The organism is Flavobacterium sp. NPDC079362, from assembly GCF_050267765.1.
Lineage (GTDB): Bacteria > Bacteroidota > Bacteroidia > Flavobacteriales > Flavobacteriaceae > Flavobacterium > Flavobacterium azizsancarii.
This window is the reverse complement of the sequence record NZ_JBNNFM010000024.1, coordinates 34,265-51,746: the sequence shown is the minus strand read 5'-3', so window position 1 is coordinate 51,746 and position 17,482 is coordinate 34,265. Positions and strand designations below refer to the sequence as shown.

Below are 17,482 nucleotides of genomic sequence, written 5' to 3'. Positions count from 1 at the left end.
TTAAGATATTTTTACATTTTTAAGAACAAAACTAAATTTTTGCTATTTTGATTGATAAAGTTCTATGTGTTTTGATATTTTTCATGAGTCAGGCTGGGTGGTCTCAAAGTGAGGATCGTACTATGATAAATGGTCGGATAACCTCGAACGCATCTTATTTGGCAGGAGTTTATGTGATTAATACTCAAACAGAAGTTATGACTGCAACAGATGATTTGGGTGGTTTTTCGATCGCAGCTAAACCGGGAGAAACACTTGTTTTTTCGTCGATACAATTTAAAGAAAACAAAGTGCTGTTAACACCTGAAAATTTTTCAGATATCAATTTCACCGTAAAATTGGGTATGGTTATGCATCAATTGCAGGAAGTTGTAATTAAAAATTACAGTGGTATTAATGCTGTTTCGTTGGGTATTATTCCAAGCGGACAAAAATCATATACAGAGGCGGAGAGAAAATTACGTACAGCAACTGATTTAGATGCTCATGTAGGATTGGGAGGTTCTGCTTCGATGGATCCTTTGCTGAATATGTTCTCAGGACGTACGGCAATGTTGAAAAAAGAAGTAGCTGTCGAGAAAAAAGAGTTTTTTATGAAGCTTTTAGAGCGTATGTTTACGCTCGAGCATTTTATTGATCGATTACAAATTCCTTTAGAGTATGTAAAAGGATTTGAATATTATGCAGTCGATAATGATAAGTTTACCGCAATTTTAAATTCCAAGAATAAAACCTCGACAGAGTTTTTGTTAGCAGAATTGGCAGTAAAATATAAAGAAATAATTGCACGTGAAAATAAATAACACATTACAAATACTTTTTCTTTTGCTCATTGTTCAGGTAGGTTTTGGTCAAAATGTAGTTTCAAAACAAATTACCGGACAAATCTTTGAGCAGTCCTCTAATGTTGAAGGCGTAAATATTATTAATAATACAACACAGGTTACGGCAGTTTCAGATGTTAGCGGGATATTTTCTATTGTTGTAAAAGAAGGCGATGTGCTGGTTTTTTCGGCAGTAAATTTAGATCCTGTTAAACGCCGTATTAAAATTGAAGATATAAATTCAAGTTCTATTGTGATCAAAATGAACGCTAAAGAAATAGAATTGAAAGAGGTTGTTGTAAACGAAAATGCAAATATTACAGCTGAGAATTTGGGTGTAATTCCTTATGGTCAAAAAAAATATACAGCCGCAGAAAGAAAAGTGTATACAGCAACTTCAACTTCTGTAGATAAGTTACTTAATGCAATTTCCGGACGAACTGCAATGCTTAAAAAAGAGGTAAACGTCGAGAAAAAAGAGATGCTTTTTCGAAAAATAGAATACCTTTTTGATGAGAATTATTATACGAATAGATTGAGAATTCCGGTGGCTGATATCAAAGGATTTCAATTATATTGTGTAGATGATGCTGAATTTGCCGTATCTTTGGATACGAAAAACAAAACAATGAGTATGTTTTTAATAACAGATTTAGCAAGGAAATATCTAACAATTCTCGAAAATGAAAAATAAACTAGGAATACTCGTTGTGTGCTTATTTTGTCAAATTATACTTGGGCAAAATGGAAGGAAACCTCTACATGGTCAGGCAGTAAATAAAACTCTGGCGATCGAAAGTGGTTATGTATTGAATGTAAATGCAAATATCAGAACCTTTATTGGGACAAACGGATTATTTGATATTATGGCAAAACCTAAAGATACTTTGTTGTTTACAGGTTTGGCATTTCAGTCAAAAAAGATTGTTTTAACAGAGAAAGATTGTGCAGAAGTTCTTTTTGCAGTGTCCCTGACTTTGGTAAGCAACGAACTTAAAGAAGTTTTGGTTCATAAAGATCTAAAAGTAAAAGCACTTAGTGGCAATTCGCAAAAAATTGTTGATATGCAGTTTGAAGATGATCAGCAGTCTACGGCAAAAAATATAGCAATGTATTCTGATCAGACTATTAAATATGGAACTGATTTTGTACGTATTTTTAAAGATGTTAAAAAATTACTCTCTAAAAATGACGAAGTAAAAGAAGAGACTATATCTGATATGGCCTTTATAGAATATTCAAGAGCAAATTTCAAACCTGATTTTTTTACCAATACATTGGGGTTAAAAGAGGATGAGATCGAATTGTTTTTGATGTATTGCTCAAATGATGCAGAGTCAAAAAAGCATCTTGATCCTGAACAAAAATTTGAACTAATGGATTTTTTAATTACTAAAAATAAAGAATTCAAAAAAGTGAGTGTTTCCGGAAAATGAAAAATAGATTAATTTATCCTCTGGTAGGGATATTATTTTTATCGCTTTCTGCTTTTTCATTCCATAAATTTTATATGGGAGTTTTTCAGGTCAATTATGCCGCTGAGAAAAAAATGATTCAAATCACTGCTCGAATTTTTATCGACGATTTGAATAATGGAATGGAAAAGAAATACCATCAAAAAACATTCGTGGGAACTGATAAGGAAACTCAGGCTGATGTTGATTTGTTGAAGAGATATCTCGCTGAAAATTTTACTATAAAAATAAACGGTCAGTCAAAGCCCATTACTTTTTTATCTAAAGAAGTTGAGGCAGGAGATGTTTTGGTTTGTTATTCCAGAATAACAGACATTAGTAAGTTTAAAACAATCGAAATTTCAAATACTGTTTTGGTCGATTGGAACGCTGAACAGCAAAACATTACACATATTACAGCATTTGGAACTAAAAAGAGTGTTCTCTTTACAGAATCTTCAAGAAAAGAAGTGTTAAAGTATTAAATAATAGGTAAAAATATTGTTTTAATTATTATTTTCACAACCTGACAAAATTACCATTAAAAATTTATGAAAAAACTTTCATTATTATTGATTTTTCCTGCGATTTTAATCGCTCAGGACAAAACAGTTGCTCCAAAACAGCAAGGGAAATACGATACTAACAAATTCAGTCAAATGTATGATTTGCTAGCAACGCCTAATATGTTTCGTACAGCATCTGGAGCTCCGGGACCGGCGTATTATCAACAACAGGCAGATTATAAAATTGATATTGAATTAGATGATAAAAATTCAAAAATAAATGGTTCTGAGGTAATCACCTATTCAAACAATTCTCCGGATAGTTTAGATTATCTGTGGATTCAGTTAGATCAGAATCAGGCAAAGGCAAAGACCCAGACATCACTTGCAGAAAGTGAAAAAATTAATCAGGTTTTGCCTCTTGAAAGTTTCTCAGGTAAATATTTGAAAAAAGATTTAGAACGCGGTTTTAATATTGAATATGTTAAGGATGCAAAAGGCAACCCAATGTCTTATACAATCAACGAAACCATGATGCGTATTAATCTGGTTACTCCATTAAAGCCAGGAGAGAAAATTTCGATGGCTATAAAATGGTGGTACAATATTAATAATTACAGAAAAGAAGGTGGCGGACGTTCCGGTTATGAATCGTTTGAGAAAGACGGAAATAAATTATATGTAATTGCTCAGTTTTATCCAAGAATGGCCGTTTACAATGATGTTGAAGGCTGGCAAAATATGCAGTTCTGGGGAAGCGGAGAATTTGCATTACCATTTGGTAATTTTGATGTAAATATTACAGTTCCTGCGGATCACGTAATTGATGCTACGGGAGAACTGACAAACAGAAGTGAAGTTTTTACGCCAGAACAGGTAAAACGTTACGAACAGGCTCAGAAATCATTTGATAAACCCGTTGTAATTGTAACACAAGCTGAAGCTGAGGCAGCGGAAAAAGGTTTTTCTGATAAGAAAAAAACATGGAAATTTAGTGCTAAAAATGTACGTGATTTTGGAATTGCTTCTTCAAGAAAGTTTATTTACGATGCAATGGCCGTAAAGATTGGAAATAAAGTGGTAATGGCTGAATCTGTTTATCCAAAAGAAGCAAATCCGCTTTGGGGAGAAACTTCGACCATGACTGTGGCGCATACTTTAAGAAGTTATTCAGCTCGTACTTTCGATTATCCTTATCCAAAAGCAGTATCAGTTTCTGCAGAAGATCAGGGGATGGAATATCCAATGATTTGTTGGAATTTTGGTCGTCCTGACGAAAATGGAGTAACTAGTAAAGAGATTAAAAACGGAATGATTGGTGTGGTAATTCACGAAGTAGGACATAATTTCTTTCCAATGATTGTAAACTCAGATGAGCGTCAATGGAGCTGGATGGACGAAGGTTTAAATTCGTTTTTAGAATATCTTGCAGAACAGGAATTAGATCCAAATTTTCCTTCAAGACGTGGTCCTGCAAAAAATATTGTTCCTTATATGAGCGGAGACCAAAAGTTTTTAGAGCCAATTATGTCAAACTCTGAAACGATTCATCAATTTGGAAATAATGCCTACGGAAAACCCGCTACAGGTCTTAATATTTTAAGAGAAGTAGTAATGGGAAGAGAATTGTTTGATTATGCTTTTAAAACATATGCAAACAGATGGAAATTTAAACATCCAACTCCTGAGGATTTCTTTAGAACTATGGAAGATGCTTCGGCAGTAGATTTAGACTGGTTTTTTAGAGGCTGGTTTTATTCAACTGATTTTGTAGATATAGGAATCAAAGATGTAAAACAATACTACGTTTCTGATACTCCAACAGCTGATATTAAAGATGTAAAGGTGAGAAAAGGACGTTTTGGTTTTGAGAAAGGACCATTCGTGTATTTAGTTGCCGGAGATAATGCTGAGGTAAATGCGTCTAAGAAAAAGCCATTAAAAGTTGAAGATGTAAAGCCATTGGCGGATTATATCAATGAGACTTTTACTGCTGAGGAAAAAGCAGAAATTAAAACGCCTAAATATTTCTATGAAGTAGAATTTAACAAGCCGGGCGGAATGATTATGCCAATTATTGTTGAAATTACCTATGAAGACGGAACGAAAGATAATTATCAATATCCGGCCCAAATCTGGAGAAAAAATAATGATACAGCTAAGAAAGTTTATGCAACTTCAAAAGCAATAAAAAGCATTCAGATAGATCCAAAATTAATGACAGCAGATATTGATGTAACCAATAACTCCTGGCCAAAAGTTGAAGTGAAATCAAAATTTGATCAATAATACACTTAAAGACTCTGAAAAGAGTCTTTTTTTTTTAAGTAAATTTTAAAGTTGTCAGTTGCAAAATTTAATATCTTTGTAACACACAAAAATAAAAGATATGTTTGGTATAGGAGGAGGAGAATTAGTTTTTATACTGTTTATAGTGTTAATGCTTTTTGGTTCAGACAAAGTGCCTGAAATTGCCCGCACAATGGGTAAAGCAATGGCGCAATTAAAAAATGCAACCAACGATATTAAAAGCGAAATTCAAAAAGGAGCTGAAGCGAATGGCCTTGATGCCAATTCTCTGAATAGTATAACAGGTAATATCAATGCTCAGATTAATGATGCCAAAACGAACCTGTTAGGAGATACTACAAATCTAACTTCAAATTTGTTAGGTGATACGACCACAGAAATAGATAAAGTAAAAGAAGATATTGATTCTATCTCAGGACCTGTAAAACGCCAAATGTAATGCTCGAAAAAATAAAAGAATTAGATACCAGTCTCTTGGTATATCTTAATGGTTTAGGTTCTGAAACATACGATAAACTTTGGCTTATAATCACCAATCAGTTATATTGGACCCCATTTTTCATACTGTTGTTTTATCTTATTTATAAAAAAATAGGGGGAAAGCAAACCTTATATTTACTACTGTTTATCGCGGTTTTGATTGCTTTTACAGATCAGGCAACGAATTTGTTTAAATACACTTTTCAGCGTTTGCGTCCTTGTAATAATCCCGAAATCAATTCGTTTATTCGTGTAGTTCAAGTCAGAAAATCATATAGTTTCTTTTCAGGACATGCAGCGAATACAATGGCAGTTGCTACTTTCTTGTTTCTGGTTCTAAAACGCCATTTCAAGTATTTAGGATTCTTGTTTTTATGGCCGTTAATTTTTGCTTACAGTAGAATTTACTTAGGATTGCATTATCCGGGAGACATCCTTACAGGTTATTTCTTTGGAGCACTTTTCGGATTTTTGATTTATTTGGTTTACAGAAAACTAAAACCTCAATATTTTCCAGGGTAATTTTTAGGAGTTATTTATTGAATCGTCTTCTGCCTTAACCGGAGAGCTGGGAATTCAAAACAAAATAAAAGGCTTTAGCCAAAACGTTACGTTTTGGCTAAAGCCTTTTTTAATTCGATCTATTTACCTCTGGTTAAAGAACAATATCATTAAGTTAAAGAATGGGTAAATAGAGAAGTAACCACAAAGTTTGTCATCTCGACGAAGGAGAGATCACACTAGTATTTCCGTTCAGATATTCGCCAATCTTTGTCGAGTTTCTTGTGTGAACTGAACAAGATGATGACTAAAGCACCCGACTAACCGTCAAACCATCACGAATTGGTAATAAGACCGTCTCTACTCTGGGATCATTTTTCAAAAGCAAGTTATATTCTAAAAGTACTTTTGTACTCACATCATTGGGATGAACAGGTTCAAGGATTTTACCGCTCCATAAAACATTATCAGATAAAATGATTCCGCCCTTATTCATTTTAGGAACAATCATTTCCCAATAATTCAGATAGTTTTCTTTGTCAGCGTCTATGAAAACTAAATCAAATTTCACATCCAGATTTGGAATAATAGTAACAGCTTCTCCTAAATGCTGAAAAATTTGTTTTCCCCAAGGCGAAGCGTCAAAATATTTTCTCTGAAAATCAACCAATTCTTCTTTAATATCAATAGTATGCAATTGCCCGCTTTCTTGCATTCCTTCACACAAACACAAGGCAGCATAGCCTGTATAAGTACCAATTTCAAGAATATTCACCGGACGAATCAATTTAGACAACATACTGAGAACACGTCCCTGAAAATGTCCGCTTAACATTCTTGGCAAAAGTATTTTCTGATAAGTTTCTTTGTTTAGTTTCGCTAATAATTCCGGCTCGTTTTCAGAATGTTGTTCGATATAGTCTTCTAGTTCTTGTGATATAAAATGCATGTTGTAGTCTTCTAAATTTGATTGTAAAAATACAAAAAATATTCCTTCACTTTTTTGCATAAAAAAAAACCACCCGTTGTAACGAGTGGTTCAATTTTGAATTTTAAGAGAAATTACTTTTTCAAAGCTTCATTAACTTCTTTAGCAGTTTTTACTGTTCCGTCTTTAGCAACTTTAGCAGCATTTTCTACTTTCTCAGCGCCTTTTTTTGTAGCGTCTTTTACGTCAGTAGCCGTTTTTTTAGCAGCGTTTTCAACATCATCGGCTGCTTTTTTAGTAGCATCCTTAACGTCTTGTGCAGCACCTTCAGTTTTGGTTACCGCGCTGTCCTTGATTTCTTTAACGTCTGTTGCCAAAGTATCAACTTTGTTTCCAAGAGTTAATTCTTCTTCTGTTAATTTTGGTTCTTCTTTTTTACAAGATTGAACAGCGAATGCCAATAAAGCGATAACAGCTAAGCTTAGAATTTGTTTTTTCATGATAATTGATTTTTTTAAGGTTATTAAAATTAAAAGGTTATAAAGCTGAAAAATAAAGATACATATTTAAAAATGATTGAGCTCTTTGTAAGATTATTTTTCTTTTAAGAGCTAGGCAATTCTCGTGCCAAGTTTTTATAAACATAAAATTATAGTTTCGTTTTTTTTCTAAATCAAAAAGGTACCTCAAACTGAGGTACCTTTTCAGGGTATTAAATAAAAAAAACATGAAAATATTTTAAAAAAAAACAGAAGATTTGTAATCCTTTAGTTTTTATATAAACTAAAATTAATTACGATTTCATCTCTGACTTTTATTAAGCCGGCCATTTTAACGGGCGCTTGTAACTCAATATCAGAAAAATTTAAATCAAGTGATCCATGAATATTATTATCAGAGCCGTATAATATGAAATCTTTGTATTTAAGTGTTTTATTAGTGATTAAAAAGGTAAGGTTACATTTGTAATTTTTACCAAATGGTTTTACATCTGTGATCGTTACAGTACTGTTAGGGAATTGTTTAATTTTTACAGTTCCCTGTAAATCTTTAGTCATGATTTTGTTTCCACAATCAAATTGAGACATTTTGATTTCAGTATTAAAGATATTTTTTTTGTTTGAATTCAAAAAAAGGGTATCTCTCTTCAAAAATGTATTCGAACAATTGTATTTGCCTACTGTAGATACTCCGGTAATTTCTATTTTAACTTTATTTATTACCAAGATTGTATCTTCTGCTGAAAAAGTGGGTTTAGCACTTCCGAAAAAAAATAAAACTGCTAAACCCATAATTAAGATTGAAAATCTTGTGTTCATCTTTTTTAGAATGAAATTGTCGCTTCAAACATTAGTCCTTCAAATTTTCCTCCGTAAAAATCATTTGGCATTGAAACTCCGCCTACGTTTCCAAACTGTTGGTAGTTTTTGTAATTCTGTTGTACGTATGAAAGTTTTGCCAAAATATTTTTAGTCATAAACCAACCTGCTGCAGCTTCAAATCTGTTTACCTGAACAGCCTCAGCATCACTATTTCTTAATTTACCATCTACTAAGTTGTATTTAGCACCAACATATAAATTTTCGTGGCTTCCAAAACGGTATACTAAATCTCCAACATATTGGTTGACATTACGTGTATCATCTGTTCCTTTATAATCACCTCCTGAAGCAAATTCAAGAGTACCAAAGAATTCAAAACCTTTATATTTTACAAACGGGTTGATCATATATGATGTAGCCCAGTTGCCAAATCCCGGATTAAATCTCCCGGTATCTTTATTACTTTCAGAATCTAAAATATTACTAGCTGGGTAACCAATTGTACCGGCGTGAGTCATAACACTATAAAAACGGCTTCCTGCTCTGTCTGAAGAATATAAGTTTCCGCTTGAGTTTGCTGTATGATAATAAGATCCGGTAAGTCTGATTCTTAAATCAGTATCAACTTGTTTGTCCCAACCTAGTTTAGCCAAAATCGTAGGGCTGACAGTCGTATTTTGATCTGGAGTAATTGCAGTAGTAGGTCCAGGAATAATTTCTTGTACGTTTTGATTTAATTTAGAGTTTGTTACTCCAATCATACTTACAAAACCGCTTCTGTTATAGTAAATTTCAGCTCCCATTTCAGTAGTAAAAGCATCCATGATATTATTGCCAATAAAAGGGTTTGTGATAGTATAAGCGTTATTACTTCTTCTAAAGTGCGCATCACCATAATTGTTTTCCATTTGACCTATCTTGATGGTAGTATATTTCATAACATCTTCAAGAAGACCTTTTTTAATGAAATCTAACTTATCAATTTGTAAGTATCCACCTTGTACCCAAGTCTCATGGTGGTGTCTCGAAGCAAGATAAAGGTCTAGATTTACACGTACCCCATCTGCTAATTGTGCACCTATTGTCATATTAGCATTAGGTAAATTAAAATCGTTAGTCAGATTGTTTAATCTGTATCCGGCATTTGGTGTTCCCGTAAAATCTCCTTGGTGATTGAACGAATTTATAGCTTGAAATTGTAATGCAAATGCACCACCTATGTCAACACTAATACCTTTATATGCAGTTGTATCTTTTCTAACGTCGAATACATTGATAGCTCTTTGATCGCGAGGAACCTGGTTCTGAATATGTCCAAAGCTAAGCTGTGCATTTGCCGCAAACGTGCTTGCTAATGCTATAAATAGTAGATAGATTTTTTTCATGATAATTATATATTAAAGTTTAAATTAAATTTTAAAGTCAAATCCTGACCTGTTTTGATGGTGCCTAACATTGCGGTTGGAGATTTCATCCCAAAATCAGTAAAAGTGATTTTGTTTGTTCCCTGTATGTTCAGACCTTCTTTTGTTACAGTTGTTTTTACAGTCGTTTTAAGTACTTTGCTGACTCCGGCAATTGTATAAGTCCCGGTTAGTTCCCAAGTAGTTTCGTTTACTTTTTCGGCAGATTTAAGAACATATTTAATGCTTTTATTCTTGTCGGTTTTTAAAGTTTCATACGCTACTTTGTCCATGCTTTTTTTCTCGCTTTTAATACTTTCTGCTAAAAGAGTTATAGATAGCGATTCTATCTCAGTTAGTTTAAAGTTTGTGATTGTCAGGTTTGCAGTTCCTGTTGCTGAACTTGATTTCATTTCCCAATCATGTAATGTTGATGTACCTGAAACTGAAAATGTAGATTTACTATCTAATGTGTAATTTCTTTGTGCAGTTGCAATTGAAGTTATTCCTAAAAAAGAAACCACTAATGCCAATAGTTTTATTCTTGTCGTTTTCATAATGCTGTTGTTTTTTGTCATGTTTGTTTAAAAAAAATTATAAAATCTTAAGTCAATTTTAAGTTAGTACTAATTGTTTACCTTATTAACTTGTATCAAATTTAGAGGGATCATTAAGAGAATATTATGATATAAGTCATTGTTAAATTTTTATTAAAATTGTATTATCTAACTACATCGTTTGCATTTTTGATAAACTGCTTAAAAAGGTTAAAAACTTAGAATAGTTTTAAACAGAGTAGAATCATTTTTGAATAATTACAGATTTTCGGAACTTTTTAGTCAAAAAAAAAGCAGAAAAATTATTGCTATAATTTTTCTGCTTTTAATAAAATACCTGTTCCTTGTGTAGCTTTTACTATAAATAAGATATAGTAGTTTTCTGTTTTTATGAGGGGATTAAGTTCAATATTTAGAATAAATGATTGAAGTATTTAAATACTATTTAATAACTAAATTATTATCATTTTTGGCAGGATCATTTAAAGTAATGTTGAAAATTACAGTTAGTTCTTTTCCGGCTCTGACAACTCCAAGAGCTGCTGTTGGAGTAGACATTCCAAAATCAGCAAAAGTTATTTGGTTAGATCCTTTAAGGATAAAATTTCCATTACTGGCAATTACATTAACCTGAGTTTTGTATTCTTTGCTTGTTCCTGCAATAGTATAAGTTCCTGTTAGGTTCCAGGTTGTTTCATTTAATTTAGAAGCAGATTTTAAAACGTACTTGATATTTTTGTATGTTTTAGTTTCCATTGTAACATAGGCTACATCATCCATACTTGTTTTGCTGCTTTTTATGCTTTCTACTAATAGCGTAATAGTCAGACCGTTTATATTAATTAGTTTAGAATCATTAGCTGTCAGGTTTGCTGTTCCGCTACCTTCTGTAGATTTCATTACCCAGTCGTGTATGTTTGAAGTTCCCGAAACTTCAAAAGTTGATTTTGCTACAGTATAATTTCTTTGTGCTTGTGTGTGTAGTGAAAATGTTGTAAAAATCACCGTCAATAAAATTGATTTAATTGCTCTCATTTTGATATTGTAATAGGTTAATCAGATGAATGAAGAAGTTTATAATTCAATAGTTTTTATAGAATCATAATTTGAATTTGATTTCTGAGATCAAATTTATTGTGCAAACATTGAAAATGGAATGATAAAAATCATGTTGATGATTTTTATACAAAAATGAGGAGTAATTTGTGGTTGGATAATTTTGTGGTAAATGTATTACTTTAAATGTCTGTTTTGATAGTTAATTCTTCTTTTGTTTAATAATTAACTGCCTTGTTTTTTGTTTTTGGTGCAGAGAAGCATTTTTGGATCATTTTTTAAGATTCAATTCGCATTTAAAAAATTAATTAGTCTTTCAAAATTTTATTGGTTTGATTAAGAAAGCATCTAAAAGTCAAAAAAAATGACAAAAGTGATTAACTTTGCACTATGCAAATTGAGAAAAAAGACATACGAGCCTTATCAAAAGATCAGTTACGCGATTTTTTTGTCGAAAATAATGACAAAGCTTTTCGTGGCAATCAAGTCTATGAATGGTTATGGAGCAAGGGAGCACATAGTTTTGAGGATATGACAAATGTTGCCAAATCAACTCGTTCTATGCTCGAAGATAATTTTGTAATCAATCATATAAAGGTTGATACAATGCAACGCAGCAGTGATGGTACAGTAAAAAACGCAGTTAGGCTGCACGATGGTTTAGTGGTAGAATCTGTTTTGATTCCCACAGATACCAGAACAACAGCTTGCGTTTCAAGTCAGGTAGGTTGTAGTTTAGATTGTAATTTTTGTGCTACCTCACGTTTAAAAAGAATGCGAAATCTGGAACCGGGAGAAATCTACGATCAGGTTATTGCAATCGACAAAGAAAGTCGCTTGTACCACAATCATCCGCTTTCGAACATTGTTTTTATGGGAATGGGAGAGCCTTTGATGAATTATAACAATGTAATTAAAGCCATTGATATGATTACATCGCCTGAAGGTTTGGGGATGTCGCCAAAACGTATTATGGTATCGACTTCAGGAATACCTAAAATGATTAAAAAAATGGCCGATGATGATGTCAAATTCAAATTGGCAGTTTCTTTACATTCAGCTATAGATGAAATCCGTGCGCGTATCATGCCTTTTAGTAAAAACTTTCCGTTGGCAGATTTAAGAGAGTCATTAGAATATTGGTACAGAAAAACGAAGAATAAAATTTCATACGAATATGTAGTCTGGAAAGGAATCAACGACGATAAGGCTTCAATAGACGCTTTGGTTAAATTCTGTAAATATGTACCATGCAAAGTAAATTTAATTGAATATAACCCAATTGATGACGGAGAATTCCAGCAAGCTTCAGAAGAGTCTATTATGGCTTATATAAAAGCATTGGAAAACATTGGAGTAGTAGTTAAAGTACGCCGTAGCCGAGGTAAAGATATTGATGCTGCTTGCGGGCAATTAGCGAATAAAGAAGGATAAATTAGTATTTAGAGATCAACAAAAAAGCATTAAAAACGAGACTGGTTCTTGCTTTTAATGCTTTTTTTTGGGCAAAAAGGATATTTATTTTTTCAGGTCAATTTCTGTAGTTGTCCCATCCTTTGTTATTTTTGCAAGCGTATCACAATTGCCATCTCCGTAATCAATAACAGCAGTAGCTCCATTTTTAGTTACAGAAACGACTCCTTTTACAGCAAATGGTTTTTTGCAGGAGGCTTCAAATTCCAGTGGTGTTGTAATTTCAGTTGAAAGAACATCTCCGTTTGGGAAAGTAGTCGATCCGGTTCCGGTAACTAAATAAGCGTTGTCTTCCCAATTAAGCCAGGTATCGTAGCCGGCAACCGTCTCTTTTACCAAAGCACCTTTTCTGGTGTACACTTTTCCGTCATCAAAAGTAATAGTCATATCTATAGTTGCAGCCGAAACCGGATGTGCCGTTGCAAATAGATTAGTTGTTTTTATAGTTAGAACAATACTTTTATTTCCCTGAAGTTTTTTGCCATTATGATAAAATCCTTCAAAAGTATAGCTGATAGTCTGGCTGGAAGCAGAGAGATCATTTGCAAATGAAAGAATCATTTTTCCTTTAATGATGTTTCCATTGTCAAGCGTGCAGCCTTCAGCGCCAAAATCAACAGTTTTTGTCCATGTATTATTTGTTAGGACCGTTGTAATTTTGGCACAAGCCGGAAGAAAACTTTTTATAGTTCCGCCAGATTTAGCAGTGCTGTTTTGTTGAACATTAAATTGATCGTCGGCAATATTGGTTATATCTTCAATCGAGGCATCAATTTTAGAAGTAGCAACAATTTCGTCGTTCGAGATTGCCGTAGTTTTTACCTCGTTTGTTTTCTCATCAGAGTTACAGCTAATAAAAAAGGATAAAGCGGCTAATGGTCCAATAAATAAAAATTTTGTTTTCATAGTAAATTGTTTACGTGGTTTTACTTTTTAAATAATGAATTCAAATTAGGCTTTAAAAAAAATGATCCTGGTAGAGTTTTTTTTAATTAGTACTAAATTATTGTTATACTAACTTAAAATACACAACGTTTTTTTATTTAAAATAGTATATTTGGGATCGAAATGAATATTACCTCTCAAATAAAACAGCCTATCTTTCACGAGATGGAACTTTTTGAAAAAAAGTTCCATGAATCGATGACTTCTAAGGTGGCTTTACTGAACCGTATCACTTATTATATCGTAAACCGAAAAGGAAAACAAATGCGTCCTATGTTTGTTTTTTTGACAGCAAAAATGGTTTCCGGAGGTATTGTAAATGAGAGAACATATAGAGGAGCATCCGTAATTGAGCTTATTCATACAGCAACTTTAGTACATGATGATGTTGTAGATGACAGTAATCGCCGTCGCGGTTTTTTCTCTATTAATGCGCTTTGGAAAAATAAAATTGCCGTTTTAGTGGGAGATTATTTATTGTCTAAAGGATTATTGCTTTCTATAGATAATGGTGACTTCGATTTGCTCCGAATTATCTCAGTTGCTGTTCGCGAAATGAGTGAAGGAGAATTACTTCAAATAGAAAAAGCCCGAAGACTAGATATTACCGAGGATGTTTATTATGAAATTATCCGAAAAAAAACAGCTACACTTATTGCAGCTTGTTGTGCTCTTGGAGCAAAATCAGTAATCGAAGATGATATTCAGGTAGAAAACATGAGAATGTTTGGTGAACTTATCGGAATGGCTTTTCAAATCAAAGATGACTTATTCGATTATAGCGAAGAAGCTATAGGCAAACCAACCGGAATAGATATTAAGGAGCAAAAAATGACGCTGCCTTTGATTCATGTCTTAAATACTTGTACTCCACAAGAAAAAAAGTGGTTGATAAACTCCATAAAGAACCACAATAAAGACAAAAAACGTGTCAAAGAAGTAATTGCTTTTGTAAAAAATAATAATGGTCTGACTTACGCCGAAAACAAAATGGTTGAATTTCAACAAGAAGCGCTTTCTTTATTAAGGAATTTTCCTGATTCTGAATTTAAAGATGCCCTTATTTTGATGGTCAACTACGTTATAGAAAGAAAAAAATAATTCCACAATCAATTTTTAATATTTTTATTGTTAAATTCGATTCTAATTTAATAATGAAATATGATTATTTTACTCGTAATACTTTCAATTGTTGTCATTATAGGTATTTACCTGATAGTGCTCTATAATAGTTTTGTTTCTAAACGCAATATGCTCGAAGAAGCATTAAGCGGAATAGATGTTATTCTAAAAAAACGATTTGATTTAATTCCTAATCTTGTCGAAACCGTAAAAGGATACTTAACGCACGAAAAAGAAACACTTGCTAATATTGTAAATCTTCGTAATCAGGCTTTGAATGCTGGCAGTGAAGATGAAAAATTACAATTAGACAAAAAATTAGGGAATGCCGTGGGAACTATTTTTGCATTGGCAGAAAATTATCCTGATCTAAAAGCCAATACAAATTTTCTGAGTTTGCAGGAAGAACTAAGCGAAATAGAAACTGAAGTAGAAAGATCAAAACGATATTATAATGCAACAGTTAGAGATTATAATATTGCGGTAGAATCATTTCCCGGTAATATTGTTGCTAATTCTTTTGGTTTTCCTAAGAAAAACTTCCTTGAATTAGAAGATGAAAAACAGAGAGAAACCCCAAAAGTTCAGTTTTAAATTGTATTGTAATATGTTGTTAAGAAAAATATTCTTCGTTTTATTTTCTATATTCTTCTATCAGGCCCAAGCCCAGGAAAGAATTTTGAATTTTGATGTTAAAATTAAAATCGAAAAATCAGGTCATATTAATGTTGTCGAAAAAATCTCTATATATGCCGAAGGCATTATTTTTAGACACGGACTTTTAAGAATTTTACCATTGACCAGAAAAGATAAAGATGGTCATGAGATTGATGTGCAATACACTATAAATTCCGTAAAAAAAGATGGAAAGACTGAGTCGTATTTTACAAAAGAAGAATCAGGCGACTGGAAAATTTATATAGGAAACAAAGATCTTGAATTACAAAGTGGTATATATGATTATGAAATTAGTTATACCGCTCCATTTCAGATTGGATATTTCGATCAATATGATGAGTTGTATTGGAATGTAACAGGAAATGGCTGGAATTTGCCGATCGATAAAGCAACTTGCGAGATTTCACTTCCATCAGAAAATAATAAATTCGAGAATTTCCATTGTTATACGGGATTGTCAGGATCGACAGAATCAAATTGCATTAGTTCCTTAAATGATGATCATACTGTTGCCAGTTTTGGAACTGTACAGCTTAGTGCAAATGAAGGATTGACAGTTGCGGCATCGTTTGCTAAAGGAATTGTTGATCCGCCTACTTTTCTTCAGGAATCAGCTTCTTTTTATAAACAAATAAAAACAAATTTGTGGACCGGTATTTACGGAATAGGAATGGCACTTTTCTTCTTTTTTAGTTGGAAGAAATACGGCAAAGATCCCGCTAAAAAAGCAGTGATGCCTGAATTTATGCCGCCTTTTGATTGGTCTCCTGCGATTATAGGATATGTATATCACAGAAAAATACTTGATAAAACCTATATGGCATCATTTATAAATGCTTCAGTAAAAGGTGCGATTAGAATTTTGTCAACCACAGAAAATGGTATTTTTACAAACAAACATACCTATGAGATAGAAGTTTTAAACAGGCAATCAAGTGCTCTGAGTATAGAAGAATCAGATATAATAAGCGGTTTTACAAAAAAAGATAAAATAAAAGTAACCGACTCTAATTATAAGATTTTCGAAAAAGCATATTCTAAATGGCTTAAAACAATAAACAAACAAATAAATTTAGAAGACTATTATCAAAATAATACCCGAAAAAAATGGATTGGTTTTGCTGTTTTTTTGATTGCAGGACTTACTTATCAGTTGCTTTCTAACAATAATGGATATTATAATTATCCATTTTATGCAGGATTGATCGTTGCAGTTTCGGGATTAACTTATTGGTTTACAAAAAAAGACATAGGCGTTGGCCAGCTTGTTTTGAGAGGTATTTTGGCTTTCTTTATTTTACCTGCGGTATTATTTATCTTTTTTGCTTCGATTTCTTTTTTAAGCGCGGTACATATGATTGCTATTGGAGTTGTTTTTCTTATGTATATAATTTATGTAAAAACTTTAGGAAAGTATACAGAAAAAGGCGCAGAGGCATTACATAGATTGGAAGGATTTAAGCTCTATCTGCAAACGGCAGAAAAAGACCGAATGAACATGTTAAATCCTCCTGAACTGACACCTCAATTATTCGAGAAATTATTTCCGTATGCGATTGCATTGGGAGTCGAGATAGAGTGGGGAAAACAATTTGAAGAAGTTTTAGAATTGGCCAAATACGATCCTGCTTGGTATCAGGGCGATGATACATTCTATAGACAGCCAGCAATGTTCTTGTCCGGTTTTGGAAATTCTGTCAACAGCGCGGCAGTTAACCCTAATCCTCCTGCATCATCACGTTCTTCATCCAGTAGTTCCAGCGGAAGCAGTGGAAGCTGGAGTAGCGGAAGTTCAGGTGGGGGAAGCTCCGGAGGCGGAGGTGGAGGCGGCGGTGGCGGCGGTTGGTAAAATGTGCCAGTCACCAGTTATTTTTAAAATATCATTATCAAAGAAAACCTTGCAGTATTTAAAATAGTGCAGGT

At 33.0% G+C, this 17,482-nt stretch carries 18 protein-coding genes; 11 read left to right on the top strand and 7 right to left on the bottom strand.

Features of this window, described 5'->3' with window-relative positions; genetic code table 11:
- Nucleotides 1-47: 47 nt before the first annotated feature.
- From ACQKCJ_RS18095 to ACQKCJ_RS18065, 7 genes are all read left to right on the top strand, one after another.
- Nucleotides 48-803, top strand: coding sequence for a carboxypeptidase-like regulatory domain-containing protein (locus ACQKCJ_RS18095; protein ID WP_427402603.1), 756 nt, complete (start codon nt 48-50; stop codon nt 801-803).
- Nucleotides 790-1,518 (top strand): carboxypeptidase-like regulatory domain-containing protein, encoded by a 729-nt coding sequence (locus ACQKCJ_RS18090; protein ID WP_427402602.1) that lies wholly within the window; start codon nt 790-792, stop codon nt 1,516-1,518. The genes ACQKCJ_RS18095 and ACQKCJ_RS18090 overlap by 14 nt, the downstream gene beginning before the upstream one ends.
- Nucleotides 1,508-2,260 (top strand): hypothetical protein, encoded by a 753-nt coding sequence (locus ACQKCJ_RS18085; RefSeq protein ID WP_427402601.1) that lies wholly within the window; start codon nt 1,508-1,510, stop codon nt 2,258-2,260. The genes ACQKCJ_RS18090 and ACQKCJ_RS18085 overlap by 11 nt, the downstream gene beginning before the upstream one ends.
- Nucleotides 2,257-2,763 (top strand): DUF6702 family protein, encoded by a 507-nt coding sequence (locus tag ACQKCJ_RS18080; RefSeq protein ID WP_271336548.1) that lies wholly within the window; start codon nt 2,257-2,259, stop codon nt 2,761-2,763. Before ACQKCJ_RS18085 ends, ACQKCJ_RS18080 begins: the two co-directional genes overlap by 4 nt.
- Nucleotides 2,764-2,829: 66 nt before the next feature.
- Nucleotides 2,830-5,073 (top strand): M1 family metallopeptidase, encoded by a 2,244-nt coding sequence (locus ACQKCJ_RS18075; protein ID WP_271336547.1) that lies wholly within the window; start codon nt 2,830-2,832, stop codon nt 5,071-5,073.
- Between the two features lie 100 nt (nt 5,074-5,173).
- Entirely contained in the window at nt 5,174-5,533 is a 360-nt protein-coding gene (locus ACQKCJ_RS18070; RefSeq protein ID WP_427402600.1) for a Sec-independent protein translocase subunit TatA/TatB, read from the top strand.
- Nucleotides 5,533-6,096 carry a phosphatase PAP2 family protein gene (locus tag ACQKCJ_RS18065; RefSeq protein WP_271336545.1) on the top strand — a complete coding sequence of 188 codons (564 nt, stop codon included), beginning with the start codon at nt 5,533-5,535 and terminating at the stop codon, nt 6,094-6,096. Before ACQKCJ_RS18070 ends, ACQKCJ_RS18065 begins: the two co-directional genes overlap by 1 nt.
- Before the next feature lie 286 nt (nt 6,097-6,382).
- On the opposite strand, the gene ACQKCJ_RS18060 is transcribed toward ACQKCJ_RS18065, so the two are convergent.
- The 6 genes from ACQKCJ_RS18060 to ACQKCJ_RS18035 all read right to left on the bottom strand — a co-directional run bounded on the left by ACQKCJ_RS18060 (nt 6,383) and on the right by ACQKCJ_RS18035 (nt 11,320).
- Nucleotides 6,383-7,024 (bottom strand): O-methyltransferase, encoded by a 642-nt coding sequence (locus tag ACQKCJ_RS18060; RefSeq protein WP_427402599.1) that lies wholly within the window; start codon nt 7,022-7,024, stop codon nt 6,383-6,385.
- 113 nt (nt 7,025-7,137) lie between these two features.
- Entirely contained in the window at nt 7,138-7,503 is a 366-nt protein-coding gene (locus ACQKCJ_RS18055) for a hypothetical protein (protein ID WP_271336543.1), read from the bottom strand.
- Between the two features lie 267 nt (nt 7,504-7,770).
- Entirely contained in the window at nt 7,771-8,322 is a 552-nt protein-coding gene (locus ACQKCJ_RS18050; RefSeq protein WP_271336542.1) for a hypothetical protein, read from the bottom strand.
- 5 nt (nt 8,323-8,327) lie between these two features.
- Nucleotides 8,328-9,710, bottom strand: a complete 1,383-nt coding sequence (locus ACQKCJ_RS18045) for a hypothetical protein (protein WP_271336541.1) — start codon at nt 9,708-9,710, stop codon at nt 8,328-8,330.
- Nucleotides 9,711-9,715: 5 nt separating this feature from the next.
- A complete protein-coding gene (locus tag ACQKCJ_RS18040) occupies nt 9,716-10,285 on the bottom strand; it encodes a YceI family protein (RefSeq protein WP_271336540.1) in 570 nt (189 codons plus the stop codon).
- A 441-nt stretch (nt 10,286-10,726) separates the two neighbouring features.
- Nucleotides 10,727-11,320 (bottom strand): YceI family protein, encoded by a 594-nt coding sequence (locus ACQKCJ_RS18035; RefSeq protein ID WP_427402598.1) that lies wholly within the window; start codon nt 11,318-11,320, stop codon nt 10,727-10,729.
- A 411-nt stretch (nt 11,321-11,731) separates the two neighbouring features.
- Here ACQKCJ_RS18035 and rlmN point away from each other — a divergent pair, with 411 nt between their 5' ends.
- Nucleotides 11,732-12,775, top strand: a complete 1,044-nt coding sequence (gene rlmN, locus ACQKCJ_RS18030) for a 23S rRNA (adenine(2503)-C(2))-methyltransferase RlmN (protein ID WP_271336538.1) — start codon at nt 11,732-11,734, stop codon at nt 12,773-12,775.
- Between the two features lie 84 nt (nt 12,776-12,859).
- Here the strand turns inward: rlmN and ACQKCJ_RS18025 are convergent, their stop codons facing one another.
- Nucleotides 12,860-13,720 (bottom strand): hypothetical protein, encoded by an 861-nt coding sequence (locus tag ACQKCJ_RS18025; protein ID WP_427402597.1) that lies wholly within the window; start codon nt 13,718-13,720, stop codon nt 12,860-12,862.
- Nucleotides 13,721-13,882: 162 nt separating this feature from the next.
- Between ACQKCJ_RS18025 and ACQKCJ_RS18020 the strand changes: the two genes are divergently transcribed.
- Genes ACQKCJ_RS18020 through ACQKCJ_RS18010 form a run of 3 tightly spaced genes read left to right on the top strand, consistent with a single transcriptional unit; the run spans nt 13,883 to nt 17,408 of the window.
- Complete coding sequence (locus ACQKCJ_RS18020; protein ID WP_271336536.1) at nt 13,883-14,860, top strand: polyprenyl synthetase family protein; 978 nt, start codon at nt 13,883-13,885, stop codon at nt 14,858-14,860.
- Between the two features lie 60 nt (nt 14,861-14,920).
- Entirely contained in the window at nt 14,921-15,475 is a 555-nt protein-coding gene (locus ACQKCJ_RS18015) for a LemA family protein (RefSeq protein WP_271336535.1), read from the top strand.
- 13 nt (nt 15,476-15,488) lie between these two features.
- Nucleotides 15,489-17,408, top strand: coding sequence for a DUF2207 domain-containing protein (locus tag ACQKCJ_RS18010; RefSeq protein WP_427402596.1), 1,920 nt, complete (start codon nt 15,489-15,491; stop codon nt 17,406-17,408).
- The last annotated feature ends 74 nt before the right edge of the window (nt 17,409-17,482 follow it).

What these genes read in the sequence shown, in the direction of transcription:
- ACQKCJ_RS18035 (WP_427402598.1), bottom strand. Translation starts at nt 11,320, where the DNA reads ATGAGAGCAATTAAATCAATTTTATTGACGGTGATTTTTACAACATTT.
- ACQKCJ_RS18070 (WP_427402600.1), top strand. Translation starts at nt 5,174, where the DNA reads ATGTTTGGTATAGGAGGAGGAGAATTAGTTTTTATACTGTTTATAGTG.
- ACQKCJ_RS18015 (WP_271336535.1), top strand. Translation starts at nt 14,921, where the DNA reads ATGATTATTTTACTCGTAATACTTTCAATTGTTGTCATTATAGGTATT.
- ACQKCJ_RS18085 (WP_427402601.1), top strand. Translation starts at nt 1,508, where the DNA reads ATGAAAAATAAACTAGGAATACTCGTTGTGTGCTTATTTTGTCAAATT.
- ACQKCJ_RS18050 (WP_271336542.1), bottom strand. Translation starts at nt 8,322, where the DNA reads ATGAACACAAGATTTTCAATCTTAATTATGGGTTTAGCAGTTTTATTT.
- ACQKCJ_RS18025 (WP_427402597.1), bottom strand. Translation starts at nt 13,720, where the DNA reads ATGAAAACAAAATTTTTATTTATTGGACCATTAGCCGCTTTATCCTTT.
- ACQKCJ_RS18055 (WP_271336543.1), bottom strand. Translation starts at nt 7,503, where the DNA reads ATGAAAAAACAAATTCTAAGCTTAGCTGTTATCGCTTTATTGGCATTC.
- ACQKCJ_RS18045 (WP_271336541.1), bottom strand. Translation starts at nt 9,710, where the DNA reads ATGAAAAAAATCTATCTACTATTTATAGCATTAGCAAGCACGTTTGCG.
- ACQKCJ_RS18060 (WP_427402599.1), bottom strand. Translation starts at nt 7,024, where the DNA reads ATGCATTTTATATCACAAGAACTAGAAGACTATATCGAACAACATTCT.
- rlmN (WP_271336538.1), top strand. Translation starts at nt 11,732, where the DNA reads ATGCAAATTGAGAAAAAAGACATACGAGCCTTATCAAAAGATCAGTTA.
- ACQKCJ_RS18080 (WP_271336548.1), top strand. Translation starts at nt 2,257, where the DNA reads ATGAAAAATAGATTAATTTATCCTCTGGTAGGGATATTATTTTTATCG.
- ACQKCJ_RS18065 (WP_271336545.1), top strand. Translation starts at nt 5,533, where the DNA reads ATGCTCGAAAAAATAAAAGAATTAGATACCAGTCTCTTGGTATATCTT.
- ACQKCJ_RS18040 (WP_271336540.1), bottom strand. Translation starts at nt 10,285, where the DNA reads ATGAAAACGACAAGAATAAAACTATTGGCATTAGTGGTTTCTTTTTTA.
- ACQKCJ_RS18020 (WP_271336536.1), top strand. Translation starts at nt 13,883, where the DNA reads ATGAATATTACCTCTCAAATAAAACAGCCTATCTTTCACGAGATGGAA.
- ACQKCJ_RS18075 (WP_271336547.1), top strand. Translation starts at nt 2,830, where the DNA reads ATGAAAAAACTTTCATTATTATTGATTTTTCCTGCGATTTTAATCGCT.
- ACQKCJ_RS18010 (WP_427402596.1), top strand. Translation starts at nt 15,489, where the DNA reads ATGTTGTTAAGAAAAATATTCTTCGTTTTATTTTCTATATTCTTCTAT.